This is a genomic window from Paracoccus sediminilitoris (assembly GCF_003259195.1).
GTDB lineage: Bacteria > Pseudomonadota > Alphaproteobacteria > Rhodobacterales > Rhodobacteraceae > Paracoccus > Paracoccus sediminilitoris.
This window is the reverse complement of sequence record NZ_QJPK01000024.1, coordinates 12,215-37,911: the sequence shown is the minus strand read 5'-3', so window position 1 is coordinate 37,911 and position 25,697 is coordinate 12,215. Positions and strand designations below refer to the sequence as shown.

At 65.8% G+C, this 25,697-nt stretch carries 26 protein-coding genes; 15 read left to right on the top strand and 11 right to left on the bottom strand.

Annotation, left to right across the window (positions count from 1 at the left end; genetic code table 11):
- Window positions 1-69: 69 nt before the first annotated feature.
- From DKT70_RS14640 to DKT70_RS14620, 5 genes are all read left to right on the top strand, one after another.
- Window positions 70-258 carry a DUF1674 domain-containing protein gene (locus DKT70_RS14640; protein ID WP_108503265.1) on the top strand — a complete coding sequence of 63 codons (189 nt, stop codon included), beginning with the start codon at window positions 70-72 and terminating at the stop codon, window positions 256-258.
- Complete coding sequence (locus DKT70_RS14635; protein ID WP_111559832.1) at window positions 259-1,593, top strand: amidase; 1,335 nt, start codon at window positions 259-261, stop codon at window positions 1,591-1,593.
- Between the two features lie 102 nt (window positions 1,594-1,695).
- Window positions 1,696-2,904, top strand: a complete 1,209-nt coding sequence (locus tag DKT70_RS14630; RefSeq protein ID WP_111559831.1) for an aminotransferase class I/II-fold pyridoxal phosphate-dependent enzyme — start codon at window positions 1,696-1,698, stop codon at window positions 2,902-2,904.
- A gap of 4 nt (window positions 2,905-2,908) precedes the next feature.
- On the top strand, window positions 2,909-5,458 hold the full coding sequence (locus tag DKT70_RS14625; protein WP_111559830.1) for a DNA translocase FtsK: 2,550 nt from the start codon (window positions 2,909-2,911) through the stop codon (window positions 5,456-5,458).
- Window positions 5,459-5,476: 18 nt separating this feature from the next.
- Complete coding sequence (locus tag DKT70_RS14620) at window positions 5,477-6,175, top strand: DUF2268 domain-containing putative Zn-dependent protease (RefSeq protein ID WP_111559829.1); 699 nt, start codon at window positions 5,477-5,479, stop codon at window positions 6,173-6,175.
- 73 nt (window positions 6,176-6,248) lie between these two features.
- On the opposite strand, the gene DKT70_RS14615 is transcribed toward DKT70_RS14620, so the two are convergent.
- From DKT70_RS14615 to DKT70_RS14600, 4 genes are read right to left on the bottom strand one after another with little or no spacing between them, the layout of a single operon-like run.
- Entirely contained in the window at window positions 6,249-6,866 is a 618-nt protein-coding gene (locus tag DKT70_RS14615) for a rhomboid family intramembrane serine protease (RefSeq protein WP_158530068.1), read from the bottom strand.
- A complete protein-coding gene (locus DKT70_RS14610) occupies window positions 6,859-7,047 on the bottom strand; it encodes a Trm112 family protein (RefSeq protein WP_072297523.1) in 189 nt (62 codons plus the stop codon). Before DKT70_RS14610 ends, DKT70_RS14615 begins: the two co-directional genes overlap by 8 nt.
- The gene (locus DKT70_RS14605; protein ID WP_072297525.1) at window positions 7,044-7,670 is read right to left on the bottom strand and encodes an LON peptidase substrate-binding domain-containing protein; all 627 of its coding nucleotides are present in this window, start codon (window positions 7,668-7,670) and stop codon (window positions 7,044-7,046) included. The genes DKT70_RS14610 and DKT70_RS14605 overlap by 4 nt, the downstream gene beginning before the upstream one ends.
- Before the next feature lie 3 nt (window positions 7,671-7,673).
- Window positions 7,674-8,588, bottom strand: coding sequence for a tetratricopeptide repeat protein (locus tag DKT70_RS14600; RefSeq protein ID WP_111559827.1), 915 nt, complete (start codon window positions 8,586-8,588; stop codon window positions 7,674-7,676).
- Between the two features lie 143 nt (window positions 8,589-8,731).
- Between DKT70_RS14600 and nhaC the strand changes: the two genes are divergently transcribed.
- Window positions 8,732-10,234, top strand: coding sequence for a Na+/H+ antiporter NhaC (nhaC, locus tag DKT70_RS14595; protein ID WP_111559826.1), 1,503 nt, complete (start codon window positions 8,732-8,734; stop codon window positions 10,232-10,234).
- Window positions 10,235-10,270: 36 nt separating this feature from the next.
- Here the strand turns inward: nhaC and DKT70_RS14590 are convergent, their stop codons facing one another.
- Window positions 10,271-11,056, bottom strand: a complete 786-nt coding sequence (locus DKT70_RS14590; RefSeq protein ID WP_111559825.1) for an exodeoxyribonuclease III — start codon at window positions 11,054-11,056, stop codon at window positions 10,271-10,273.
- A gap of 128 nt (window positions 11,057-11,184) precedes the next feature.
- Here DKT70_RS14590 and DKT70_RS14585 point away from each other — a divergent pair, with 128 nt between their 5' ends.
- Window positions 11,185-12,501: an MFS transporter gene (locus tag DKT70_RS14585; protein ID WP_111559844.1), complete on the top strand. Its 1,317-nt coding sequence runs from the start codon at window positions 11,185-11,187 to the stop codon at window positions 12,499-12,501.
- A gap of 59 nt (window positions 12,502-12,560) precedes the next feature.
- Window positions 12,561-13,535, top strand: a complete 975-nt coding sequence (locus tag DKT70_RS14580) for a glutathione S-transferase family protein (protein ID WP_111559824.1) — start codon at window positions 12,561-12,563, stop codon at window positions 13,533-13,535.
- Window positions 13,536-13,718: 183 nt separating this feature from the next.
- On the opposite strand, the gene DKT70_RS14575 is transcribed toward DKT70_RS14580, so the two are convergent.
- A complete protein-coding gene (locus DKT70_RS14575; RefSeq protein WP_072297535.1) occupies window positions 13,719-14,405 on the bottom strand; it encodes a response regulator transcription factor in 687 nt (228 codons plus the stop codon).
- Between the two features lie 133 nt (window positions 14,406-14,538).
- Between DKT70_RS14575 and ribA the strand changes: the two genes are divergently transcribed.
- Together ribA and DKT70_RS14565 are read left to right on the top strand one after the other, a co-directional pair.
- Window positions 14,539-15,597 carry a GTP cyclohydrolase II gene (ribA, locus tag DKT70_RS14570; protein WP_111559823.1) on the top strand — a complete coding sequence of 353 codons (1,059 nt, stop codon included), beginning with the start codon at window positions 14,539-14,541 and terminating at the stop codon, window positions 15,595-15,597.
- Entirely contained in the window at window positions 15,594-16,115 is a 522-nt protein-coding gene (locus DKT70_RS14565) for a L,D-transpeptidase family protein (RefSeq protein WP_233490596.1), read from the top strand. The genes ribA and DKT70_RS14565 overlap by 4 nt, the downstream gene beginning before the upstream one ends.
- 4 nt (window positions 16,116-16,119) lie before the next feature.
- On the opposite strand, the gene DKT70_RS14560 is transcribed toward DKT70_RS14565, so the two are convergent.
- Window positions 16,120-16,788, bottom strand: coding sequence for a YggS family pyridoxal phosphate-dependent enzyme (locus tag DKT70_RS14560; RefSeq protein WP_267895662.1), 669 nt, complete (start codon window positions 16,786-16,788; stop codon window positions 16,120-16,122).
- Between the two features lie 57 nt (window positions 16,789-16,845).
- Window positions 16,846-17,859 carry a porin gene (locus DKT70_RS14555; RefSeq protein WP_111559822.1) on the bottom strand — a complete coding sequence of 338 codons (1,014 nt, stop codon included), beginning with the start codon at window positions 17,857-17,859 and terminating at the stop codon, window positions 16,846-16,848.
- Window positions 17,860-18,147: 288 nt separating this feature from the next.
- On the opposite strand from DKT70_RS14555, the gene DKT70_RS14550 reads away from it, so the two are divergent.
- The 5 genes from DKT70_RS14550 (at window position 18,148) to DKT70_RS14530 (ending at window position 23,974) form a co-directional block, all read left to right on the top strand.
- Complete coding sequence (locus tag DKT70_RS14550) at window positions 18,148-18,603, top strand: DUF3576 domain-containing protein (protein ID WP_111559821.1); 456 nt, start codon at window positions 18,148-18,150, stop codon at window positions 18,601-18,603.
- 114 nt (window positions 18,604-18,717) lie between these two features.
- Window positions 18,718-21,258 carry a leucine--tRNA ligase gene (leuS, locus tag DKT70_RS14545; RefSeq protein WP_111559820.1) on the top strand — a complete coding sequence of 847 codons (2,541 nt, stop codon included), beginning with the start codon at window positions 18,718-18,720 and terminating at the stop codon, window positions 21,256-21,258.
- A complete protein-coding gene (lptE, locus tag DKT70_RS14540) occupies window positions 21,245-21,748 on the top strand; it encodes an LPS assembly lipoprotein LptE (protein ID WP_111559819.1) in 504 nt (167 codons plus the stop codon). Before leuS ends, lptE begins: the two co-directional genes overlap by 14 nt.
- Window positions 21,749-21,755: 7 nt before the next feature.
- On the top strand, window positions 21,756-22,784 hold the full coding sequence (gene holA / locus DKT70_RS14535) for a DNA polymerase III subunit delta (protein ID WP_111559818.1): 1,029 nt from the start codon (window positions 21,756-21,758) through the stop codon (window positions 22,782-22,784).
- Entirely contained in the window at window positions 22,781-23,974 is a 1,194-nt protein-coding gene (locus DKT70_RS14530) for a BaiN/RdsA family NAD(P)/FAD-dependent oxidoreductase (protein ID WP_111559817.1), read from the top strand. The genes holA and DKT70_RS14530 overlap by 4 nt, the downstream gene beginning before the upstream one ends.
- Here the strand turns inward: DKT70_RS14530 and DKT70_RS14525 are convergent.
- The 3 genes from DKT70_RS14525 to DKT70_RS14515 all read right to left on the bottom strand — a co-directional run bounded on the left by DKT70_RS14525 (window position 23,971) and on the right by DKT70_RS14515 (window position 25,668).
- Window positions 23,971-24,558, bottom strand: a complete 588-nt coding sequence (locus DKT70_RS14525) for a glutathione S-transferase family protein (protein ID WP_072297548.1) — start codon at window positions 24,556-24,558, stop codon at window positions 23,971-23,973. The genes DKT70_RS14530 and DKT70_RS14525 overlap by 4 nt on opposite strands.
- Before the next feature lie 62 nt (window positions 24,559-24,620).
- Entirely contained in the window at window positions 24,621-25,202 is a 582-nt protein-coding gene (locus tag DKT70_RS14520) for a transglycosylase SLT domain-containing protein (protein WP_111559816.1), read from the bottom strand.
- A 97-nt stretch (window positions 25,203-25,299) separates the two neighbouring features.
- Window positions 25,300-25,668, bottom strand: coding sequence for a winged helix-turn-helix domain-containing protein (locus DKT70_RS14515; protein WP_083554355.1), 369 nt, complete (start codon window positions 25,666-25,668; stop codon window positions 25,300-25,302).
- Window positions 25,669-25,697 lie beyond the last annotated feature (29 nt).

Below are 25,697 nucleotides of genomic sequence, written 5' to 3'. Positions count from 1 at the left end.
ACGCTTTCCTTCACCTAGATGTTGTTCAAGACTGAACGCGACCCATACGCCCATTCGGGGGATGTTTCCATGAGTGATACGACCAAGACCCACAACGCCGATCTGCCGCCCGCCGCGCAGCGCGCCCTGGCCGAGGCCGAGGCGCGGCGGAAGGCCGCCGTCGATCAGCCCCTTCCGGTCGAATACGGCGGTCGCGACGGCCCCGAGGCGGTGCGCTTCGGCGATTACGAGAAGAACGGCATCGCGGTGGATTTCTGAATGGAGTGGCGTTTCCAGTCCGCCACCCAGCAGGGCCGCGCGATTCTTGCCGGCCTTCTTGACCCCATCGACCAGACCGAGGCCTATCTGGCCGCCGCCAAGGACCACCCCGATTGCGCGCGCATCTATGCCCGCCTGACCGCTGCCCGCGCCCGATCCGAGGCCGTCGCCGCCCATGACCGCGCCAAACAGGAACGCCGTCACAGCCTGCTGGACGGGGTGGCGATCAGCTGGAAGGACAATATCGACAGCGGCGGCACCGTGACCGAGGCCGGATCCAAGCTGCTGGAAGGCCGCGTGCCCCGCAAGGATGGCAACATCCTGGCCCGCGCGGCGCGTCGCGGCACCGTCTGCCTGGGCAAGACCCATATGACCGAACTGGCCTTTTCCGGGTTGGGGCTGAACCCCGTCACCGCGACGCCGCCCAATGCGCTGGACCCGGACCTTGCGCCGGGCGGGTCGTCCTCGGGGGCGGCGGTTTCGGTGGCCCTAGGGTTGGCGGCGGCAGCGATCGGTACCGATACGGGCGGATCGGTGCGTGTGCCTGCCGCGTGGAACGGGCTGGTGGGCTTCAAGCCGACCCATGGCGCGCTGCCGGAAAAGGGCGTGGTGCCGCTGGCGCGCAAGTTTGACATTCCCGGCCCCATCGCCCGCACGGTCGAAGACTGCGCCGAGCTGTTCGCCATCATGGCCGACCAGCCCGCGCCGGACCTGCAGGACGCCTCGGTCAAGGGTTTGCGGCTGATGGTGCTGGAGGGGTTGCCCTTCGACGATGCCGAATCCGGCGTGGTCACCGCCTTTCAGGACGCGGTGGACCGGCTGGGGCAGTCGGGGGCGCAGATCGCCCATGTCTCGACCGATTGGCTGGACAAGGCGATGGCCCTGTCGCCGCAGGTCTTCGCCCCCGAGGCCTATGGCATCTGGCGCGCCCAGATCGAGGATGCGCCCGAACTGATGTGGGCGCCGATCCTTGAGCGTTTCCGCGGTGGCGCCGATGTCAGCGGTCCCGATTACGTCGCCGCATGGGAAAGCCTGACCCGCATCCGCCGCAAGTGGATCAAGGAGGTCGTCGGCGGTTACGACGCCGTGCTGGTCCCGACCGTGCCGATCCTGCCCCCCGCCACGAAGCGGCTGATGGAAGATCAGGCCCAATTCGTCCGCGCCAACCTGCTGACGCTGCGCAACACCCGCATCGCGAACCTGCTGGGACTGCCCTCGGTCACGCTGCCGACGGGGCTGCCTGCCTGCGGGATATCCCTGATGGGTCACGCGGGGCTGGACCGGCACCTGCTGCGCGTCGCTGCGGGGGCCGAAAGGGCGCTGGCCGCCGCTTAGGCAGCGGCCCGCGCGGATCGGGTGTTTCGCTGGACGCAAGGGCATGTTCACGCTAAAGTTTCTGCCAAGGAACGGGGCGAAGACCCCGAAAGCGAGGCAGAGATGACATTCCCCAAGCGGTTCGCGAACCTGCCGGAATACGCGTTCCCGCGGTTGCGGGCATTGCTGTCCGACATTCAACCGGGGCTTGCGCCGGGCGAATCCCCCATGGTTCTGACCATCGGCGAACCCCGCCATCCCATGCCCGATTTCGTCGGGCCGGTGATGGCCGACAGCATCGGGCAGTTCGCGAAATACCCCCCGAACGAAGGCGCGCCCGAACTGCTGGATGCGATCGCGGGCTGGCTGGGGCGTCGCCACGGGCTGGATGTCACCCCCGACCGACTGATGGTGCTGAACGGAACGCGCGAAGGGCTGTTCAACGCGGCGCTGGCACTGTGTCCGGAAACCAAGAACGGACAGCGGCCCGCGATCCTGGTGCCCAATCCGTTCTATCAGGTCTATGCCGTGGCGGCGGCGGCGGTGAATGCCGACCCGGTCTTTCTGCCCGCAACGCCTGAAACCGGCAACCTGCCCGATTATGCCGCGCTGGACCCCGACCTGCTGGATTGTGTGGCCATCGCCTATCTGTGTTCGCCTGCCAACCCGCAGGGCGCGATGGCGGACCGCGACTATCTGGAGCGGCTTGTCGCGCTGGCCGAACGCCATGATTTCCTGATCTTCTCGGATGAGTGCTATTCCGAGATCTATCGAGACACCCCGCCCCCCAGTGCGCTGGCGGTTGCCACGGATATGGGTCTGGCCGACCGGGTGGTGATGTTCAATTCGCTCTCCAAGCGGTCGAACCTGCCGGGGCTACGGTCCGGCTTTGCCGCAGGGGGCCGCGCGCAGATCGCGAAGATGCGCAAGCTGCGCAGTTTCGCGGGCGCACCCTTGCCTCTGCCCGTGCAACGCGTGTCGCAGGCGGCATGGTCCGACGATGCCCATGCGGATGCGAACCGCGCGCTTTATCAGGTGAAATACCGGATCGCCGACCGTATCTTCGGCAACATTCCCGGATACCTGCCCATCGATGGCGGCTTCTTCCTGTGGCTGCCTGTCGACGATGGCGAGGCTGCCGCGCGCAAGCTGTGGGAACAGGCGGGCATCCAGGTCCTGCCCGGTGCCTATCTGTCGCGCGAGGTGGATGGCAACAATCCGGGGCGCGGGTTCATCCGCGTGGCGCTGGTCGCGGATGCGGACCAGACCGAGACGGCACTGACGCGACTGCGCGACGTGCTTTACGATGACATGACCGACGCGAGGGGATGAGCAGATGGCAAGTTGGCAGGCGAAACACCGCGATCCGCTGTTCGACCAGACCACCCAGGCGGCCCTTGAACGGCGCGGCAAGGAATTGCTGGGCGCCGGACTGATCCTGCTGGCGCTGCTGGTGGGCATGATGCTGGGCAGCTGGTCGGCCGACGATCCCAGCTTCCTTTCGGCGACCGATGCGCCCGCCCAGAACATGCTGGGCAGCTTTGGCGCGTACATCGCCGCGCCCCTGATGATGATCGCGGGCTATGGGTCGTGGATGCTGGTGACCGCCGCCGCCGTCTGGGGCCTGCGCCTGATGCTGCACAAGGGCGAGGAACGGCTGATGCGCGGCATCTTCACGCCCATCGCCGTGGCTCTGGTCTCGATCTATTGCAGCACGCTGACGCCGGGTCCGGAATGGCAGCAGAATTACGGCATGGGCGGCCATTTCGGCGACATGATCATGGGCGCGTTCCTGAACTTGCTACCGATGAAGGCGCAGCTGGGCATCCGTCTGGCCGCGCTGATCGTCGCGGTGGCCACGGTCAGTGCCGGTGCTTTCGTCCTGGGCTTCAGCAAGGCCGAACTGACGGCCCTGAAGACGCGCTTCTTGCGCGGTCTTGCCACGGCGCTGCACGTCACACTGCGGGCGGTCGATGCGGGCGGGGCGCTGGTCCAGCGCCTGCGCAGGCCCCGCGCCACTGACGACCGTCAGCCCCGCGTCGAACCCAACCCCGCCCGAGCGCGTCCCGCACCCCAGCCCTTCCAGCTGGAGGAGGAGATGCCCGAGCCCGAGCTGATCGAGCGCGATTCCGATTACGAGGGCGACGCCCCCACTGACGAGGAAGTGCGCGGCCGCATCAGCGACGCAATCCGCAGCCATGCGACCAAATCCTCGGTCCTGAAGGCTGTGACATCGAAGCTGGCGCGCGACGGCGTGCCCGCCCCCGCCGAAGATGCAATGACGCGCCTGGACGCGCCCGCGCCCAAGGTCCTGCCCAAGGCGACGCCCAAGCCCGCAGCCTCGCGCGCCCTGCCGGAGATCGAGGACGATGCGAACGGCTATGAACGTCCGCCCCTGGATCTGCTGTCGCTGCCCGACGAAGCCGATCAGGCGCCCATCTCGGAAGAGATGCTGATGGAGAATGCCCGCGCGCTGGAGGCGGTCTTGGACGATTACGGCGTCAAGGGCCAGATCACCGAGGTCCGCCCCGGCCCCGTCGTCACGCTTTACGAGTTGGAACCCGCGCCGGGCCTGAAGGCCAGCCGCGTGATCGGGCTGGCCGATGACATCGCGCGGTCCATGTCGGCCCTGTCGGCCCGTGTCAGCACCGTGCCCGGTCGCAGCGTCATCGGGATCGAATTGCCGAATGCCAAGCGTGAAAAGGTCGCCTTCCGCGAAATCCTGGCCAGCCGCGCCTTTAGCGACGGCAAGCATCCGCTGCCCCTGGCGCTGGGCAAGGATATCGGCGGCGATCCGATCGTGGCGAACCTGGCCAAGATGCCCCACCTGCTGATCGCCGGGACCACCGGTTCGGGCAAGTCGGTGGCCATCAACACGATGATCCTGTCCCTGCTTTACAAGCTGACGCCGGATGAATGCCGGCTGATCATGATCGACCCCAAGATGCTGGAACTGTCCGTCTATGACGGCATCCCGCATCTGCTGTCCCCGGTCGTCACCGACCCCAAGAAAGCGGTCGTCGCCCTGAAATGGGTCGTGGGCGAAATGGAGGACCGCTATCGCAAGATGTCCAAGATGGGCGTGCGCAACATCGAAGGCTACAATGGCCGCGTGGCCGAGGCCCTGTCCAAGGGCGAGATGTTCAAGCGCACCGTCCAGACCGGTTTCGACGAGGATACCGGCGACGCCATCTGGGAGACCGAGGAATTCCAGCCCGAGGCCTTCCCTTATATCGTCGTCGTCGTCGACGAGATGGCCGACCTGATGATGGTCGCGGGCAAGGAGATCGAGGCCTGCATCCAGCGCCTGGCGCAGATGGCGCGGGCATCGGGCATCCACCTGATCATGGCCACGCAGCGCCCATCCGTCGATGTCATCACCGGCACGATCAAGGCGAACTTCCCGACGCGGGTCAGCTTCCAGGTGACATCAAAGATCGACAGCCGCACGATCCTGGGTGAACAGGGGGCCGAGCAGCTGCTGGGTCAGGGCGACATGCTGTATATGGGCAATGGCGCGCGCATCACCCGCATCCACGGCCCCTTCGTTTCCGACGAAGAGGTCGAGGAGATCGTGAACCATCTGAAATCCTTTGGTCCGCCCAGCTATAAGTCCGGCGTGGTCGAAGGCCCCGAGGATGACAAGGCCGACAATATCGACGCGGTTCTGGGTCTGGGTGGCGGCGACAATGGCGACGACGCGCTTTACGACCAGGCCGTCATGATCGTGGCCAAGGATCGCAAATGCTCGACCAGCTATATTCAGCGCAAGCTGGCGATCGGTTACAACAAGGCCGCGCGTCTTGTCGAACAGATGGAAGACCAGGGCGTCGTGTCCCCGGCCAACCATGTCGGCAAGCGTGAGGTTCTGGTGCCCGAAGTCTGAGGCACCGTCAGGAACGACATGACACTTTGGACCATGCATTTTCTGAACGCGCGTCATGCGGTGACGCGCCACATGGCCGATATCCGCGCCGCGGCCAAGCAGGCCGTGGCCTTGGCCGGCGGTCATGCCGATCTGCCGAATTTCGATCTGGTGATCCGGGCTTTGCCGGGGGGCGGAATGCCCGATTGGGGCGTGGCGGGCCATGCGCCGTCACCGGGCATCATCGAGCTGACGCTGAACCCCGACCGCTTTTCCGAAGAGCATCTGATGCGCACGCTGGTCCACGAACTGCATCACCTGATGCGGTGGGACGGCCCCGGCTATGGCAAGTCGCTGGGGGCGGCCCTGGTCAGCGAAGGGCTGGCTGGGCATTTCGTGTTGCGGGTTCTGGGCGGCCAGCCCGACCCGTGGGATGCGGTGCGTCCGGCATCGGGCGTCGCGCGGCAGGCAATGAACGAATGGGCGCGGCTGGATTACGACCATGCGCGCTGGTTCCTGGGCAAGGGCGATCTGCGCAAATGGACCGGTTATGGCCTGGGTCACAGGCTGATCGCCGAGCATCTGGCAGCCGCGCCCCAGGATGATGCGGCGACGCTGGCCCACACACCCGCCGACACGTTCCGGCCCGTGATGCGCCGTCTGTTGGCCGCCGAAGGCGAGGGCGAAGCAGAAGTGCCGGAAGCCGAGGATACGGGCAAGGACGCCGGGGCAAGCTGATGGCGTCCCGCGCAAGCCGGGGGCTTTGCGCCCCCGGACCCCCGCAGGGTATTGGCGCAACGGAGAAGCTTGGTCAGGACCTGCGCATGCCCAAGGCAAGGCCGATGATCAAGCCTGCTGCGGCGCCGCCCAGATGGGCCTGCCACGCGATCGAGGGCATCATCACCGTCAGTGCGACGTTCAGCAGCAGGATCAGCCCAACAGACCGGAAAAGCGGCGTCAGAGCCTTGCGGCGGCGCGTCAGGTTGATGGCGGCGTAGCCGACCAGCGCGCCCGCAAGGCCGAAGACCGCGCCGGAGGCACCGATCATCGGGCCCGCCTGCGGCTGCATCACGGCAAAAAGCAGCGCCGCCGCGATCTGGCTGACCAGATAGGTCAGAGCCATCGCCCCCGGTCCGATCATGCGGTTCAGTTCGCGCGCGATGGCGGCCAGCGAGACCATGTTCATCGCCACATGCAGCAGGCCGCCATGCAGCAGACCATAGGTCAGGAACATCGCCACGCCCTGACCGGGATAGAGGCCGACCCCCTGTATCAGCAGCGGCGACCAGAAGGCCCCCAGCATGAAGGTGGCCGGGCGCAGGGCAGGATAGCCCGCCAGATCGGCGACGCTCAGGATCCCTTCGGCCAGCAGGCAGGTCAGGATCAGCGCCCGCACCCAAAGGGGCAGGCGGGGTTCGCGGTCAATCATCGGCGCGGATCTGGCGCGCCTCATCGATCAGCATGATCGGGATGCCGGCGCGGATCGGAAAGGCCAGGCCGGCGGCCGAGGAAACCAGTTCCTGCTTGTCGGCATCGTAATGCAGCGTGGTGTGGGTCACCGGGCAGACCAGCGCTTCGAGCATGTGGCGGTCATGGGCGGGTTCGGTCATTGCAGACGTTCCTCGGGTTCGTCGCCGCGCAGGGCGAATTCGATCAGGCCGACCAGCAATTCGCGGCGATCGACCAATGTGGGGGATTCCAGCAATGCCTGCTTGTCGCCATGCGACAGGGGCAGCATCATCGAGAGCGAGTTGATCAACATCTCGTCCTCGGCCTGGGCGGCGGCGTCCCAATCGGTCGAGAGGTCCCGGCTTTCCATGTAGCGTGCCAGCAGGTCGAACAGCGCCTTGCGGTCCATCGCCGGATCATGTTCGGGCTTGCCCCGGTCGCGTGCGAACGAGGACCAGTCCACCTTTGCCTGAAGATAGGGGGCAAAGCTGTCCTGCACGTCCAGCAGCCGGAAACGCGATATGGCCCCCAGAGAGATCATCATCCGCCCGTCGTCGTTTTCGTTGAACGACACGATGCGTCCGGCGCATCCGATGGCCGAAAGCCCGTCGGCCTCGGGTTGGACCATGCCGATCAGGCGGTGGCCGGTCTTCAGCGTATCCTCGATCATCTGCAGATAGCGGGGTTCGAAGATATGCAGCGGCAGGCGGGCGCGCGGCATCAGCACTGCCCCCGACAGGGGGAACAGCGCGATGCGCTCGGGCAGGTCCAGACGCAATGCCATGGATCAGGCGAAGATCATCGAGGACAGGCGGCGCCGGCCCTTTTGTGCCAGCGGGTCCTTGCCGGGCAGGCTGTCGAAGATGGTGATCAGCTGGGCCTTGGCCGCGCCCTCGTTCCAGTCGCGATCCATGCGGAAGCTTTCCAGCAGGATGTCGATCGCCTGTTCGACCTGACCGGCGGCATGCAGCGCGCGGGCCAGTTCCAGCCGGGCCTGCTGATCGGTCGGATCGGCATCGACGCGAGCCTGCAGGTCGTCCAGAGGACCTGCGCTTTCGGCCTGTTGGGCCAGTTGCAGCTGGGCGCGGGCGGCCTCGACGGGGTTCGACCCTGCGATGGCTGGGGGGACCTGCGTCAGGGTGGCGGCAGCGGCGGCATGGTCGCCGGCGGCCAGATGGGCGCGGATCAAGCCGCCCCAAGCTTCGGCACTGTCGGGCATCTCGCCGATGATGGCGGTGAAGGTCTCGATGGCGTCGGCGGCCTCGTTGTCGAGGATCATCTGTTCGGCCGCGGCGATGGCATCGGCCAAGCCGCCGTCATCGCCGCCCATCTCGGCCAGCTTGTCGACGAATTGCTTGATCTGGCTTTGCGGCAGCGCGCCTTGGAAGGCGTCGACCGGCTGACCCTTGAAGAAGGCATAGACGGTCGGCAGCGACTGGATCTGCAGCTGGCCCAGGATGGCCTGATTTTCGTCGGCATTGACCTTGGCCATGCGCACGCGGCCCTTGTGACGGGCGACCTCGGATTCCAGCATCGGGCCCAGGGTCTTGCACGGACCGCACCAGGGTGCCCAGAAATCGACGATGACCGGCACGTCCATCGAGGCCTCGACGACCTCTTTCATGAAGTCGGCCTGCGACACGTCCTTGATAAATTCGTCCGTCTTGGGTGCGTTGCCCGCACCATCGAAAAGCATTGTCATCTTGTCCCCGGATCATTCGGTTCGCATGGTCCCGCCCAATATGGGGGGTGAAGGCGTTGAACAAAAGGGCGGATTGCGCGTTACCGCCCCATCACGCCCTCACGGGCATGTGACGACAACGTCGAGAGAGAATGGGGAACCGGATGAGCGAAACCACAGAAACGACGCGGGACCTGCCGCCGCTGCACCTGGCCTTGCTGCCTATCGTGCTGACGCTGGGGCTGCTGGCGATCCAGCTTTTCTACTATGGCGATTTCACACCACACATCCCGCTGGTGCTGGGGCTTGCGATCACCGGTCTGCTGGGCGTGCTGCGCGGTCAGAAATGGATGGATATCCGCGAAGGGGTCTTTCACGTCATCCATGTGTCCATGCCGTCGCTGTCGGTGCTGATCGTCGTGGGCATGATCATCGGGGTCTGGATCGCATCCGGGACGGTTCCGACGCTGATCTATTACGGGCTGACGCTGCTGAACCCGCAGATATTCCTGGCGGCGGCGATGATCCTCTGTGCGGTGGTGTCGCTGTCGCTGGGGACCAGCTGGGGCACGGTCGGGACCATCGGCGTCGCGCTGATGGGGATCGGCGCGGGCTTCGGCATCCCGCCCTATTGGACCGCGGGGGCGATCGTGTCCGGCGCCTTCTTCGGCGACAAGGTTTCGCCCCTGTCGGACACGACGAACCTGGCCCCGGCGGTGACGGGGGTCAACATCTTCGACCACATCAAGAACATGCTGCCGACCACGGTGCCCGCCATGCTGATCGCACTGACGGTCTATCTGGTGGCCGGCTATGCGCTGATTACCCCGGCCGCGACCAGCTTTGAGCGCATCGACGCCATCACCGACACCCTGTCGGCGCAGTTCACGCTGGGCATCATTCCCCTGATCCCGGCGCTGGTCGTCGTGGTACTGGCCATCGCCAAGCGTCCGCCGCTGCCGTCGCTGTTCACCGGCGTGCTGCTGGGCGCCATCGTCGCGGTGTTCTGGCAGGGCGCGGGGCTGCATGACGTCTTCAGCTATGCCCAGGACGGATACTCGATCGAGACCGGTGTCGCGGACATCGACAGCCTGCTGAACGCGGGCGGCATCCAGTCGATGATGTGGACCATCTCGCTGATGCTGATCGCGCTGGGCTTTGGCGGTGCACTGGAACGCACCGGGTGCCTTGAATCGATCATCAACGCGATCATCAGCCGCGTCACCAGCTTCTCCGCCGTCCAGAGCAGCGCCATCGCGACCGCCTTTGCCACCAACGTCGTGGCGGGCGATCCCTATATCTCGATCGCGCTGCCGGGCCGGATGTATGCGCCGCTGTATCGCGGCATGGGCTATTCGACGCTGAACCTGTCGCGCGCCGTCGAGGAGGGCGGGACGATGATGTCGCCGCTGATCCCGTGGAATGCGGGCGGTGCCTTCGTCATCACGGCCCTGTCGCTGAACATCATGAGCGGCGATTTGACGAACCTGCTCTATATCCCGCTGGCCTTCGCCTGCTGGACCGCGCCGCTGATCGGCATCCTTTACGCGCTGACGGGCTGGTTCTCGCCCCGCGCGACCGAGGATGAGCGCCGCGACTGGGACCGCCAGGACGAGGATATCCTGGACCTGGACGGTCACGCGCTGGGCGACGAAAGCTCGGCCTGATCCAGAAGCCGCCCCGTTGCAGGGGCGGCTTTTTTCTTACAGGTCGAAGCGGGCCATGACCGGAACGTGGTCGCTGGGCTTTTCCCAGCCCCGCAGCGGACGCAGCACCCTGCTGCCATGGGCCGCCTGGGCGATGTCGCGCGTCGCCCAGATATGGTCCAGGCGCCGCCCCTTGTCGGCACCGTCCCAATCCTTCGCGCGATAGCTCCACCACGAATAGAGCAGACCTTCGGGGATGTCCTGCCGTGTCACGTCCACCCAATCGCCCGCATCCTGCGCGGTCAGCAGATGGTCGACCTCGATCGGCGTGTGGCTGACGACCTTCAGCAGCTGCTTGTGCGACCAGACGTCATCCTCGCGCGGGGCAATGTTGAAATCGCCGACCATGATCGATTTCGTGGGGCGGTCGGCGTAAAAGACGTCGCGCATCTCGGTCAGGAAATCCAGCTTCTGACCGAATTTCGGGTTCACCTCGCGATCGGCGATGTCGCCGCCGGCGGGGATGTACATGTTGTGGATGGTGACGCCGTTTTCCATCCGCGCAGCGACATGGCGGGCATGGCCCAGCTGCGCGTAATCGCGGTCGCCCGCATCGGTGATGGGCAGGCGCGACAGGATCGCCACGCCGTTATAGCCCTTCTGCCCGCGCGCGACCATGTGATGGTATCCAAGCGCGCGGAACTGTTCGACCGGGATCAGGTCGACGGGCGACTTGCATTCCTGCAGGCACAGGACGTCGGGGCCTTCCTCGGCCAGAAAGCGGGCGACCAAGCCTTCGCGCAGGCGGACCGAGTTGATGTTCCAGGTGGCGATGGTGAACATGGCGGCACTCCTTGGCGGGTTTCGCGCGGACCCTAGCGGCGGGTCCGCAGCCTGTCGAGGTCAAGGCTTGCCATGTGCGCCGCCCGCGCTATGCAAGGGTGACGCAGGATGTATCGGGGGACATCACCATGAAACTGACCATCGACGAGGCCTTGACCCGCGGCGGCACCGGGTTGTTCCAGTGGCGCCTGCTGTTCCTTTTCGGGCTGGTCTGGGCGGCGGATGCGATGCAGGTCATCGCGGTGGGCTTTGCCTGGCCCTCGATCGCCACGACCTTCGGGCTGGACCGTGTCACGGCGCTGAACATCGGGACGGTCTTCTTCCTGGGCATGTTCGTGGGCGCCTTCGCCTTCGGGCGGCTGGCCGACCGGGTGGGGCGCAAATGGGTGCTGATCGCCACCGTCGCGATGGATGCGGTCTTTGGCCTGGCCTCGGTCATGGCGGGGGATTTCACGCTGCTGCTGGTGCTGCGTTTCCTGACGGGCGTCGCGGTCGGCGGCACGCTGCCTGTCGATTACGCGATGATGGCCGAATTCCTGCCACCACGGTCGCGGGGCCGCTGGCTGGTCTGGCTGGAGGGTTTCTGGGCGGTGGGCACCATCGTCGTGGCCCTGACCGCATGGGCCGCCGCCGGCATGGGCGCCGAGGCACCGTGGCGCTGGATCTTCTTCGTGGCGGCGTTGCCTGCGGTGATCGGCTTCGGCCTGCGCTTCTGGGTGCCCGAATCGCCGATGTACCTGGTCCGTAAGGGCCGACAGGCCGAGGCGCGCACCGTCATCAACCGCATTCTGCACATCAACGGCGCATCGCCCCTGCCGCCCGACGCGCATCTTCAGGCGGCCCATGTGCCGTCGGGCGTCGCCACCTCGATCTTCTCGGAACCACTGCGCCGGTCGACGCTTGGCGTCATGGCGGTGTGGTTCCTGGTGTCGCTGTCCTATTACGGCGTCTTCATCTGGGTCCCGGGGCAACTGGCCAGCGAAGGCTTCGGCTTCGTGCGCGGCTATGGCTTCCTGGTGATCCTGGCCCTGGCGCAGATCCCCGGATACGCGCTGGCCGCATGGGGGGTCGAGGCCTTGGGCCGGCGTCCGACCCTCGCGGGTTTCCTGCTGCTCAGCGCGGCGGGTTGTTTCCTGTTCACCATGGCCAGCGGCACCGCAATGGTCGCCACCGCGCTGATCCTGATGAGCTTTGCGCTGCTGGGGACCTGGGGCGCGCTTTATGCCTTCACGCCCGAACTTTATCCGACCCATCTGCGCGGCACGGGCATGGGCACGGCCAGCGCGGTCGCGCGGCTTGGCGGCATCCTGGCGCCCAGCCTGCTGGCCGTGGTCTTCACCCGCAGCTTCACCCTGGCGATCGGCATCTTTGCCCTGCTGCTGGTGCTGGCGGCGGCGGCCCTGATGCTGATCCGCACCGAAACCCGCGATCGCGCCATCGGCTGAGCGCCGGAACGGATCGGCCTGCCATCCGTTGGCGCAACGGATCACGAAAGGAATGAAAGATGGGCCAACTGGTGAACGGGGTCTGGAAGGACCAATGGTACGATACCGACAGCAATGGCGGTGAATTCAAGCGCGACGCGGCCAAATTCCGCGATTGGGTGACCGCGGATGGCAGTGCTGGCCCGTCGGGCGAGGATGGCCATAAGGCCGAAAGCGGGCGCTATCATCTTTATGTCAGCCATGCCTGCCCTTGGGCGCATCGCACGATGATCTTCCGCGCCGTCAAGGGGCTGGAGGATCACATCGACATCTCGGTCGTCCACCCCGAGATGCTGTCCGAGGGGTGGGAGTTCCGCACCGATTTCGAAGGCGCAACGGGCGACCGCCAGTTCGGGCTGGATTACCTGCGCCAGGTCTATCTGAAGGTGCAGCCCGACATGACCGGACGCGTCACGGTTCCCGTGCTGTGGGACAAGCAGACCGGCAGCATCGTGTCGAACGAAAGCGCCGACATCATCCGCATGTTCAATTCCGCCTTTGACGACATCACCGGCAACCACGACGATTACTATCCGGTCGATCTGCGCGACCGGATCGACCAGGTGAACGACCGGGTCTATGACACGGTCAACAACGGCGTCTACAAGGCGGGCTTCGCGACATCCCAGCAGGCCTATGACAAGGCGGTAGGGCCGCTTTTCGCCAGCCTCGACTGGATCGAGGGGCTGCTTTCGGAAAACCGCTATCTGGCCGGCGACCACCTGACCGAGGCCGATTGGCGGCTGCTGACAACGGTCTTCCGCTTTGACGGGGTCTATCACACCCATTTCAAATGCAACCGCCGCCGCATCGTCGACTATCCCAACATCTGGGCCTGGGCGCGCGAGCTGTATCAACGGCCCGGCGTGGCCGGAACCGTCCATCCCGAGCATTTCATGCGGCACTATTACTACAGCCACGACATGATCAATCCGCATCGTATTATCCCCGTCGGACCCGATGCCGATTGGAACGAACCCCACGGGCGGGGCTGAAAAAAATGCCCGGTGCGAAAACACCGGGCAGTCCAACAGGGAGGGAGGGTGTGGCCGCATCCACCGGCCACTGGGCTTCATGGTTCCAACGTCGAAATCCCGTCCCGGTTCCCGCCCTGATTGCACCGGCGAAAGCCTGCCGATCCGGGGCTGGAACCGCTTCGGGAACGACCGTCCCGCGCGTCAGGCGACCAGACGATAGCCGCCCGATTCCGTCACCAGCAGACGCGCCGCCGAGGGGTCCGGCTCGATCTTCTGGCGCAGGCGATAGATGTGGGTTTCCAGCGTGTGCGTGGTGACGCCGGCATTATATCCCCAGACCTCGTGCAGCAGCACGTCGCGCGGCACGACGCCGTCCTGGGCGCGATACAGGAACTTGAGGATGTTGGTTTCCTTTTCGGTCAGACGGATCTTGCGGTCCTTCTGATCAATCAGCATCTTCATCGCCGGTTTGAACGTGTACGGCCCCAACTGGAAGATCGCGTCCTCGGACTGTTCATGCGTGCGCAGCTGGGCGCGCAGGCGGGCCAGCAGGACGGGGAATTTGAACGGCTTGGTGACATAGTCGTTGGCGCCCGCGTCCAGACCCAGAATCGTGTCGGCATCGGTGTCATGGCCGGTCAGCATCACGATGGGGCATTTCACGTTCAACTTGCGCAGCTTCTTGCACAATTCGCGCCCGTCCGTGTCGGGCAGGCCGACATCCAGAACGACCAGATCGAAAATGGCATTCTTGGTGGCCTCGACGGCTTCGGCGCCGGTTCCGGCTTCGGTCACGTCGAAATCGTCGGTGGCCACCAGCTGTTCGGCCAGGGCTTCGCGCAGGTCTTCCTCGTCATCGACCAGCAGGATTTTTTTAAGTCCGGGCATGTTGCCTCCTATGGCTTGTTGATACTTGAGTGGGGTGCGCGACCCGCTCCGTCCAGCAACATGTCGGAATTCTCACATGGAGTTGTCGGAAACGCGCGTTATGTTTCACTATGTTTCAAGAATGCGTGGCCCGATGAGCCTGATCCCGACCCTTGCCGAAACCATCGCCCGCGCCCGTGCCGACCTGCGGATGGGCCTGCCCGTCGTCTTGGGCGACCATATCGCGGCAGCGGTCGAGACCTTGTCACCCGCTCGGCTGGCCGATCTGCGGGCGCTGGCGCAGCCGGTTCTGGCGCTGACCGACCGCCGCGCGCTGACGCTGAAGGCGCGGGCCTATGATCCGGGCGTCGCGCGGGTGATCGTACCGCAAGGCGCGGATCTGGCATGGCTGCAGGCGCTGGCGGACCCGTCGGGCGATCTGATGACGCCGATGAAGGGTCCGCTGACATCCGAACGGGGGGGCGACGTGACTGCGCATCGGGCGGCGCTGGCGCTGGCGAAATCGGCGCAGCTGCTTCCCGCGATGCTGCTGGTGCCCGCCCCCGCGCCCGCCGGACTGACCCGATTGCAGCCCGGCCCGGTGATCGCGCAGCTTGCGACCGAATCCGCGATGGCACCCGTTGCCGCCGCCCGCCTGCCGCTGCAATGGGCCGAGCGGTCGCGCCTGCATATCTTCCGCCCCGACGATGGCGGTGCCGAACATTACGCGGTCGAGATCGGCGATCCGCCGCGTGATGCCCCCGTGCTGGCGCGCCTGCATTCGGCCTGCTTCACCGGCGACGTGTTGGGCAGCCTGAAATGCGATTGCGGCCCGCAGCTGCGCGCCGCGCTGGATGCCATGGGGCAGGCGGGGGCGGGGGTGCTGCTCTATTTGAACCAGGAAGGGCGGGGCATCGGGCTGGCCAACAAGATGCGCGCCTATGACCTGCAGAACCAGGGCTTCGACACGGTCGAGGCGAACCACCGCCTTGGCTTCGAGGATGACGAGCGCGACTTTCGCATCGGCGCCGCGCTGCTGCGGGGCCTTGGATTCAGCGCGACACGACTGATGACCAACAACCCGCGCAAGGTCGCGATGATGGAAAGCCACGGCATCGCGGTGCCGGAACGCGTGGCGCTGATCACGCCGCGCAACCGCCACAACACCGACTACCTGGACACCAAGGCCGAAAAATCGGGACATCTGCTGTGACCCCCGTCGATATGGTCCTGACGCCCGCAGGCCTGCGCTTTCACGGGCGCACCATCCCCTGCGCCATCGGCAAGGCGGGCTTGACCGCCGCCAAGCGCGAAGGCGACGGTGCCACCCCCATCGGCGTTCACCGCATCACCGGCCTGTGGTACCGCCCCGACCGCCTGCAACGCCCCACTGCATGGGCGCGCCCCATAGGGCCTGCCGACCTGTGGTGCGACGCCAGCGGGCACGCGGATTACAACCACCATGTCCGCGCGCCCTTTGCCCACAGCCATGAACGGATGCGCCGCGCCGATCCGCTTTACGATCTGGTGTTGACCACCGACTGGAACTGGCCGGAGGCCAGAGCGGGGCGCGGATCGGCCATTTTCCTGCACCAATGGCGCCGCCCGCATTTCGGAACCGAGGGCTGCATCGCCTTCGCGCGCCGCGACCTGTGCTGGATCGCGGAACGTGCGGTCCCCGACACCACGCTGATCGTCCCGCCGGTTTCTTCTTTGTTCAAATACCCCTGACGGGTCAGCCGTAGTCACGCGCGCCGAAGATGGCCGATCCCACGCGGATATGGGTCGCGCCCTCGGCCACGGCGGTTTCGAAATCGGCGCTCATGCCCATCGACAAATGGGGCAGGCCGTGATCGGCGGCCAGCTTGCGCAGCAAGGCGAAATGCGGCTGCGGGTCCAGCCCTTCGGGGGGGATGCACATCAGGCCGGTGGGGGTCAGCTCCAGCTGTGCGCAGGATGACAGAAAGCCCGGCAGCTCATCCACCAGGATGCCCGCCTTTTGCGGTTCGTCCCCGGTATTGACCTGCACGAACAGTTGCGGATGGCGGCCCTGTTCCTCAATCTGCGCGGCCAGCTTGCGGGCCAGCGTCATGCGGTCCAGCGTGTGGATCGCGTCGAACAGCTGGACGGCCTGCTTGGCCTTGTTGGACTGCAACGGCCCGATCATATGCAGGTCGATGCCGTCGAAATCCCGGCGCCAGTCGGGCCATTTGCCCTGCGCCTCCTGGACATAGTTTTCACCGAACACGCGGTGGCCCGCATCCAGCACGGCCCGGACGCGTTCGTTCGGCTGGACCTTGCTGACGGCGATCAGCGTGACGCTGCCTGGGGCGCGTCCTGTGGCGGCTTCGGCCGCGGCAAGGCGGCTGGTGATATCTGTCAAACCCATGAAGCCACTGAACATAAAGAAAAGAGCGGGCGCAAGGCCCGCTCTTTCCGCAACTGCGTGATCTGGATCAGATCAGAAGTTGAACTGGACGCCCATGTCGGCGGTGACTTTTTCGTTGTAGCCACGCTGAACCGAACCGGCCAGCTTTGCGCCGCCCAGGTCGTAGGAAGCACCCAGACCGTAGGCATTGTCGGTGTCGTTGTCTTCTGCGTCATTGTTGGTGACGTAGGCGCTGACGGTGGTCAGCGGTGCAACTTCGTAGCTGCCGTACAGGGTGACGGTCTTGCCCAGTTCCGAATCGTCGTTTTCGACTTCGCCGTTGTCGAAGTACAGCATGCCGATGTCGGTCTTGTCGTTGAAGGCGTATTCACCACCGACGAAGAACTGGTCGTTGTCGTCGATGCCAGCACCGTTCTTCACATAGGCAGCCGACAGGGTCAGCATGTCGTTCCAGACGTAGTCGGCCGAGACGCTGTATTCCTTCTCGTCGTCGCCACCCAGGTTGTCATAGACTTGGTCGGGATCAACTTGCGAGAAGCGCAGGTTCACACCGGCGATGGCATACTTGACCAGGACGCCCATGTAGTCGGCGCGACGCTGGTTGGTGGCGTCGATGACGTTTTGGTAGCTGGGGTAGCCGTCGGTGTTGTAGGCGAAGAAATCGCCGCGCGAGTTGCCGAACGAACGCGAGTAGATGCCGATTTCCGAGTTGTACATCAGAGCGGCCGAGTCGTAGGCGGTGTTCGAGTTACCGATTTCGACGGTCAGACCGTTCGAGGTCACGTAGACGTAGCCGGGTGCAACGGTGGTTTCCTGGTCGCCCTGATCCCACTGGATGCGGATGCGGCCACCGAATTCGACGTCCTGGTCGGTCGAGGTCGTCGCGTCGATGTTCATGCGCAGACGCGACTGAACGATTGCGTCGCTGGCGGAGTAGACGTTGCCAGCAGCGTCAACGCGGTCGCCGCGAACGCCGTCTTCTTGATACAGCACGCCGGTGCGGCCGTAGCCCGAGATGGTGACGTCTGCCGCAGCGATGCCGGCCGTCAGGACCAACGCGGTCGTCGCGAAAAGAACCTTTTTCATGGTCGTGTTCCCTCTTGTCTCTCTGTTGCCCAAACCGGCCTCCCGCCTTGGGTATGTGTTGTGTTTCCATCTTTCGAAATCGTGATGCAACGGAATCACCGGCCCCCCGGGGGTTTCCCCGACCCTGTGATGCACAACCGCCACACCTTTCCGTGATCGCGGAACCCCGCGTTTTGCAGGGCTTAGGCGTGGCCGGGGGTGGCGGCGGCGGCCCGTGGCCAAGGTGCTTGTCGCGGGCGGTCGTTCCGCGTTAAAGCTGGCCCACGCGAAATACGCCCGGGGGACAGCATGAAGACCGCACGCGCCGCACGCCTGATGATCGTCACGACGCTTTGCGCCGGACTGGCCGCCTGTGGCGGGACGGCCGAACGCGCCTCGCCGCGCGAGCCCGAGCGCGTGACCCGCATTCAGGACGTGCTTCTGCGGTCGGAAAACCCCAGTGCGACGGTCGGCGTGAACAAATATCTGTGGAACGCCAGCCTTCAGGTGCTGAACTTTCTGCCGGTGCAGACGGTCGATCCCTTTACCGGCGTGATTCAGACGGGTTACGGCACGCCCCCCGGCGGTGGCCGGTCCTATCGCGCGACGATCCAGGTCAGCGACCCGGCGCTGGACGCGCGCAGCCTGCGCCTGTCGCTGCAGGGGCCGGGCGGGGCGGCGGTCGAACCCGGCACCGTGCGCGCGGTCGAGGACGCGATCCTGACCCGCGCCCGCCAGCTGCGCATCCAGGACGGCCGTCTGTAAGGGCAGGCGCCTTTCGGTCGCCCGCCTTTGGATCGGCGGGTCGGTCTGGACACTGGACCCGCCCATGTCTGGGGTATAAACCGCGTGGCAACGCAAATGCCCGAAGGTTGACCCATGCCCTATACCCCGTCCGAAAGCGAAGCCAACTGGCAGAAGGCCTGGGCCGAGGCCGGCACCTTTACCGCCATCCGCGACGAACGCCCCAAATATTACGTGCTGGAGATGTTCCCCTATCCCTCGGGGCGCATCCACATGGGCCATGTGCGCAATTATACGATGGGCGACGTGGTGGCGCGGTTCAAGCGCGCGCAGGGGTTTTCGGTGCTGCACCCGATGGGCTGGGACGCCTTCGGCATGCCCGCCGAAAACGCCGCGATGGAACAGGGCGGGCATCCCCGCGACTGGACCTATGCCAACATCGCCACCATGCGCGAACAGCTGAAGCCCCTGGGCCTGTCCATCGACTGGAGCCGCGAATTCGCCACCTGCGACGACGCCTATGTGGCCCAGCAGCAGGCGATGTTCCTTGACATGCTGGAGGCGGGCCTGATCACGCGCAAGTCGGCGCAGGTGAACTGGGACCCCGAGGACATGACCGTCCTGGCCAACGAACAGGTCATCGACGGCAAGGGCTGGCGGTCGGGTGCCACGGTGGAGCGGCGCGAGCTGACGCAGTGGTTCTTCAAGATCAGCGATTACTCGGACGAATTGCTGGGCGCGCTGGACGGTCTGTCGGGCTGGCCGGAAAAGGTGCGCCTGATGCAGGCCAACTGGATCGGCAAGTCGCGCGGGTTGCAGTTCGAATTCGCGACCGTCAATGCGCCCGCGGGCTTTGACCGGATCGAGGTCTATACCACCCGACCCGATACGCTGATGGGGGCCAGCTTCGTCGCGCTGTCGCCGGATCATCCGCTGGTCAAGGAGCTGGCCGCAAACGACCCCAAGGTTGAGGCCTTCCGCGAGGAATGCCGCCGCATCGGCACCACCGAGGAGGCGATCGAGACCGCGCCCAAGCTGGGCTTCGATACCGGCTTGACCGTCGCCCACCCGCTGGACGCCGATTGGCATCTTCCGATCTGGATCGCGAATTTCGTGTTGATGGATTACGGCACCGGTGCCATCTTTGGCAGCCCGGCGCATGACGAACGCGACCATGAATTTGCCACGAAATACGGGCTGCCGATCCGTGCGACCTTCGGCCAGCCAGGGATGACGCAGGATCAGGCCGACGAGCTGGTCTCCAAGGCACCCTTCGTGCCGACCAAGACGGAAACCGTGACCTATGTCCGCGGTTTCGCGGGCGATGCCGACCAGACTGGTGAGGCTGCGGTCGATGCCGCCATCGCCCATGCGGAAAGCGCGGGTTACGGTCAGGGCGTCACCAAGTTCCGCCTGCGCGACTGGGGCATCTCGCGCCAGCGCTATTGGGGCTGTCCGATCCCGGTCGTCCATTGCGACAGCTGTGGCACCGTCCCCGAGGCGAAGGCGAACCTGCCCGTTCTGCTGCCGCAGGACGTCAGCTTCGACGTGCCCGGCAACCCGCTGGACCGCCATCCGACCTGGCGTCAGGCCTCCTGCCCCAAATGCGGCGGCACCGCGCGGCGCGAGACCGACACGATGGACACCTTCGTGGACAGCAGCTGGTATTACGCCCGCTTCACCAGCCCGCATGCCACGACGCCGACCGACCGTGCCGATGCGGATTACTGGATGAATGTCGACCAGTATATCGGCGGTATCGAGCACGCGATCCTGCACCTGCTTTATTCGCGCTTCTTCGCCCGCGCGATGGTCAAGACCGGCCATCTGCCCGAAAAGGCCAAGGAGCCTTTCGACGCCCTGTTCACGCAAGGCATGGTCACGCATGAAATCTACATGACGCGCGACGACCGCGACCGGCCCGTCTATCACCTGCCCGAGGATGTGACGGACGGCAAGCTGGCCGATGGGCGGGCGGTGACGGTGATCCCCTCGGCCAAGATGTCGAAATCGAAGAAGAACGTCGTCGATCCGGTGAACATCGTCGAAAGCTTTGGCGCCGATACCGCGCGTTGGTTCATGCTGTCCGACAGCCCCCCCGAGCGTGATGTCGAATGGACCGCCGCCGGGGCCGAGGCTGCCTACAAATTCCTGTCCCGCGTCTGGCGTCTGGCCGACGAGGCCCCTGCCGACGGGGGCGAGGATCTGGAACTGACCCGCGCCGCCCATCGCGCCATCGCCGACGTGACCCGCGCGATCGAGGGCTTTGCCTTCAACAAGGCCGTCGCGAAGCTTTACGAACTGGCCAATGCCGTCGGCAAGTCCAGCGCGGGCGGCGAGGCCCGCCGGGCGGCGCTGCGCATCATCGCCCAACTGATGGCGCCGATGGTACCGCACCTGGCCGAAGAGGTCTGGTCGAAATCGGGCGGAGAGGGCATGGTGGTCGATGCCGGCTGGCCCAAGGCCGATCCCGCAATGCTGGAGGATGACAGCGTGACCCTGCCCATCCAGATCAACGGCAAGCGCCGCGCCGAGATCACGGTTCCCAAGGACATGCCCAAGGACCGGATCGAAACTCTGGTTTTGGCCGATGAGACCGTGCAGCGTTTCCTGGAAGGGGCGGCCCCCAAGAAGTTGATCGTGGTGCCCGGACGGATTGTAAATGTCGTTGCCTGACCGCCTGTCTCGCCGCGCGGTCCTGCTGGGCCTGGGTGCGGCCCTGGTCCTGGCGGGCTGCGGGCTGACCCCGGTCTATGGACCGGGGGGCGGCGGGACGAAGCTGTTCGGCAAGGTGCGCCCGCGCGATCCGGACACGCCTCTGGACTTTGTCTTCAACCAACGGCTGGCCGAACGGATCGGACCGGATGACGCGGCGGTCTATGATCTGGATTACCGCATCAGCGCCACCGTCGCGGCCCAAGCCATCACCCCCGACGAGGTGACGACCCGCTACTCGCTGAACGGCACCGCCGATTTTACGCTGACCGGTCCGGGCGGGCAGGTCATCACCCAGGGGCGGGTCAGCAGCTTTACCTCCTATTCGACGACGGGGACGACGGTCTCGACCCTGGCGGCCGAAGGCGGGGCGCGGGAACGGCTGGCGCTGATGCTGGCCGACCAGGTTGTCACGCGCCTGCTGGCGGCGGCGTCGAAATTGCCGGAATGAGGGTGCCATGCTGCTGAAAGGCGGCGAGATCTCGCGCTATCTGTCGCGCCCCGATCCGTCGCGGCCGGGGCTGCTGATCTATGGCCAGGACCCGATGCGGGTGGCGATGAAGCGGGCCGAGGCCGTGCAGGCGCTGGTCGGCGAAAAGGCCGACGAGGAGATGCGCCTGACCCGGATGCCGGGGGCGGGCCTGAAAAAGGACCCCGCCCAGCTGATTGATGCGGTGCGCGAAGTGGGCTTCTTTCCCGGTCCCCGGGTAGTTCTGCTGGATGACACACCCGATTCCGCCGCCGATGCGATCCGCGCGGCCCTGACCGATTGGCGTCAGGGCGATGCGGTGATCGTGGTGGCGGCGGGTGGACTGTCGAAATCCTCGGCGCTGCGCAAGCTGTTCGAGACGCATGGACAGGCTGTGACCGCGCCGATCTATGACGATCCGCCGGGCCCCGAGGAGGTGACGCGCTGGCTGGCCGATGTCGGCCTGTACGAGGTGCCGCGCGATGCCATGAAGGAAATGATGCTGCTGGCCCGTGCGCTGGACCCCGGCGATCTGCGCCAGACGATCGAAAAGATCGGGCTGTACAAATACCAGGACCCCGCGCCGCTGACCCCCGACGAGATCGCCATGCTGGCCCCCGCGACCATCGAGGCCGAGTTGGACGAGCTGATCCATGTCGTTGCCGAACGCCGCGAGGGTGATTTCGGCCCGCTGATGCGGCGCATCGAGGGGCAGGGGATTTCGCCGGTGGCACTGTGCATCGCGGCCCTGCGCCACTTTCGCGCGCTGCATCTGGCGGCGGCGGACCCTGCGGGGCCGGGGGTGGCCTTGGCGCGGGCGCGTCCGCCGATCTTTGGCCCGCGGCGCGACCGGATGGCGCGGCAGGCGCAAAGCTGGGGGATGGGGCCGCTGGAGGAGGCGGTCTCGACCCTGCTGCAGGCCGACATGACGCTGCGCAGCGCCAGCCGCGCGCCGCAGATGCCCCTGGTTGAACGCGCCCTGTTGCGGCTGGCGATGAAGCCACGGGGTCGGCGGTGACCGAACGGGTCGATGCGCTGATCATTGGCGCAGGTCCTGCTGGATTGATGGCCGCCGAGACGCTGATGGGGCAGGGGCGGCGTGTCGTCGTGACCGAGGCCATGCCGACGCCCGCCCGCAAGTTCCTGATGGCGGGAAAATCCGGCCTGAACCTGACGAAATCCGAGCCGGACGCGGCCTTCTGGGGCAAGGTCGCCGGGGCGCTGCCCCGGACCCCGGGGTATTTGGACAAAGGAGAAGCCTTTGGTCCCGCCCAAGTGATGGCCTGGGCCGAGGGGTTGGGCGTGCCGATGTTCACCGGGTCCTCGGGGCGGGTGTTTCCGGTGGGGATGAAGGCGTCTCCGCTGCTGCGGGCCTGGATGGTCCGACTGCGGGCTGGCGGGGTCGAATTGCGGACGCGCTGGCGGTGGGTCGATCTGGAGGGCGGTTTCGGGTTTGCGACGCCGGACGGCCATCTGACGGTGAATGCTGATGCTGCGGTTCTGGCGCTTGGCGGGGCCAGTTGGCCTCGGCTTGGGTCGGATGGCGCCTGGGTGCCTATGCTGGCGGGCGCAGGCGTGCCGATTGCGCCGTTCCGGCCCGCGAATATGGGGTTTCATGTCGGCTGGACCGATGCCATGGCGCGGGTCACAGGGTCGGCGGTCAAGGGCGTGGCGATCCATGCGGGGGGTGCAGTCAGTCGCGGTGAATGGGTCATCACCCGGCATGGCATCGAAGGTGGCGGCGTCTATGAGGTGGCCTCGTCGCTGCGCGACGGGGCCGAGGGGCGGGTTGATCTGGCCCCCGACCTGGACGCGGCAGCCCTTGCGGCACGGTTTGCCCGGCCGCGTGGCAAGCTGTCGCTGGGGAACTGGCTGCGCCGGATCCTGGGCGATCCGGTGAAGGTGGCGCTGTTGCTGGAATGGGGGCAACCCCTGCCGGCAGATGCGGCCGGATGGGCCGTGCGGGCCAAGGCGCTGCCGTTGCGTCACGACGGTCCGATGGGGTTGGAACGTGCCATTTCCAGCGCCGGTGGGATCATGCGGGAGGCGGTGGATGATACCCTGCAGCTGCGTGCCCTGCCCGGAGTCTTCGTCGCCGGAGAAATGCTGGATTGGGAGGCGCCGACGGGTGGCTATCTGCTGACGGCCTGTCTGGACAGCGGGCGCCGCGCGGGGATGGCTGCCGCGCGCGCCCTTACCGGGGCCTAGAGCGCCGAGGCGCGTTGATGAGCGGGGCGTTCGCGCATGCGGTCCAGATAGACGGTCAGGTCATGTTCCACGATGGGGAAGCGCGCGCCCAGGGCCCAGGACAGGCAATGGGTCAGGATGATGTCGGGCACTGTCATCTTGTCGCCCATCAGGAAGGGGCCTTCGCCCATCCGATTCACCAAGGTCTTCTGGCTGGCCTCGAATTCCCAACGCAGGGTGTTCTTGATGGCGCTGAGGCGCATTTCCTCGGGCAGGATGAAGCTGTGGCGGGCGGCCAGCCACAGGGCTGCGTCGAATTCGTCCAGCAGGAACTGGGTCAGGCTGTCCTGGCGCGCGCGATCCAGCGTGCCTGCGGGGTGGGTCAGCTGGCCGTGGCGGTCGGCCAGATAGGTCAGGATCGCGGTGGAATCGGTGATGGGCGTGCCGTCGTCGATCAGCACCGGCACCTTGCCCGCCGGGTTGAACTGGGCGACGCCGTCGCTGCGCGGATTGGCGGGGATGTGGGAATAGGGCTGGCCCAGTTCCTCGAGCATCCACAACACGCGGAAGGCGCGGCTTTTCGCGGTACCGATGACATTGTACATGACTGTCCCCCTGTTTTTCCAACAGAAGGCCTTGATGCGGCGGTCGCGTCAAGCGGCGAAGATCACGCCTTTCGGCAGGCGATCAGCTGCTGGCGATACATCTCGGACCTTTGGCCGACCTGGGCGGCGACGCGCATCAGCCAGCCCTTGCTGCGGTGGCTGCCACGGGCAAAGCCGCTGCGGCCTTCGTGATAGGCCAGGTATTGCGATGTCGCGTCACGTTTGGACAGGCCCAGGGCGTTCTGGCTGCCATCCATGTACCAGCCCATGAAGTCGGTGGCATCGCGGATGTTGTCGCGCTTGGCGCGCCGGTTGCCGGTCTTGCGCTGGTATTCCTCCCACGTGGCGTCAAGCGCCTGGGAATAGCCGAAGGCGCTGCTTTGCCGACCGATCGGAATGACGCCCAGGGCGTATTGATGCGGGGTGCGGGCATCGCCGATGAATTTCGATTCCTGGTACATCGTGGCCATCTGCACATGGACCGGAACACCCCAGCGGCGTTCGGTCTTTTTCATGGCGCGCAGATAGGCCGGACGCTCTGCCGCGATGGCGCAAGCGTTGTTCAACTGGCGCGGCGCGCTGTAGTTGCCGCCACCGCACGAGGCGACCAGCCCCACAATGGCCAGCTTCAAAAGCGTGTTCATCCTGCCCTCGTCCTGCTCTCTTGTTCGTTTTTTCATGATCATACGGAAAAAACCGCCGCGTTGAAATCACAAAGCCGGTGGATGGGCGGGACCCGGCCTAGCTGCTGCCCTCGGGGCGCAGCAGATCGTTCAGGGCGTTCAGATCCGTGGCCCCCGCATCCAGCAGCAGGGTTTCCAGCGCGCGGTAATGCTGCAGCACCTTCTGCCCGGTTTCGGTCACCGTCGCGCCGCCGCCCTTGGGGCCGCCGCGGGCGCTGTCGATGACGGGCTGGGCGAAGGCGATGTTCATCTCCTCGACCAGGGTCCAGGCGCGCTTGTAGCTCATGCCCATCTCGCGCGCGGCGGCCGAGATCGAGCCGAGGCGTGCGATGCGCGACAGCAGTTCGGCCTTGCCCGGGCCCAGGATCAGCGGCGAATCGTATTCAAGCCGCAGCTTGATGCGCAGCCGGGGGCCGGTCTGTGTCATGCGTCGCCTCATGTTCGTTATTCCCGCAC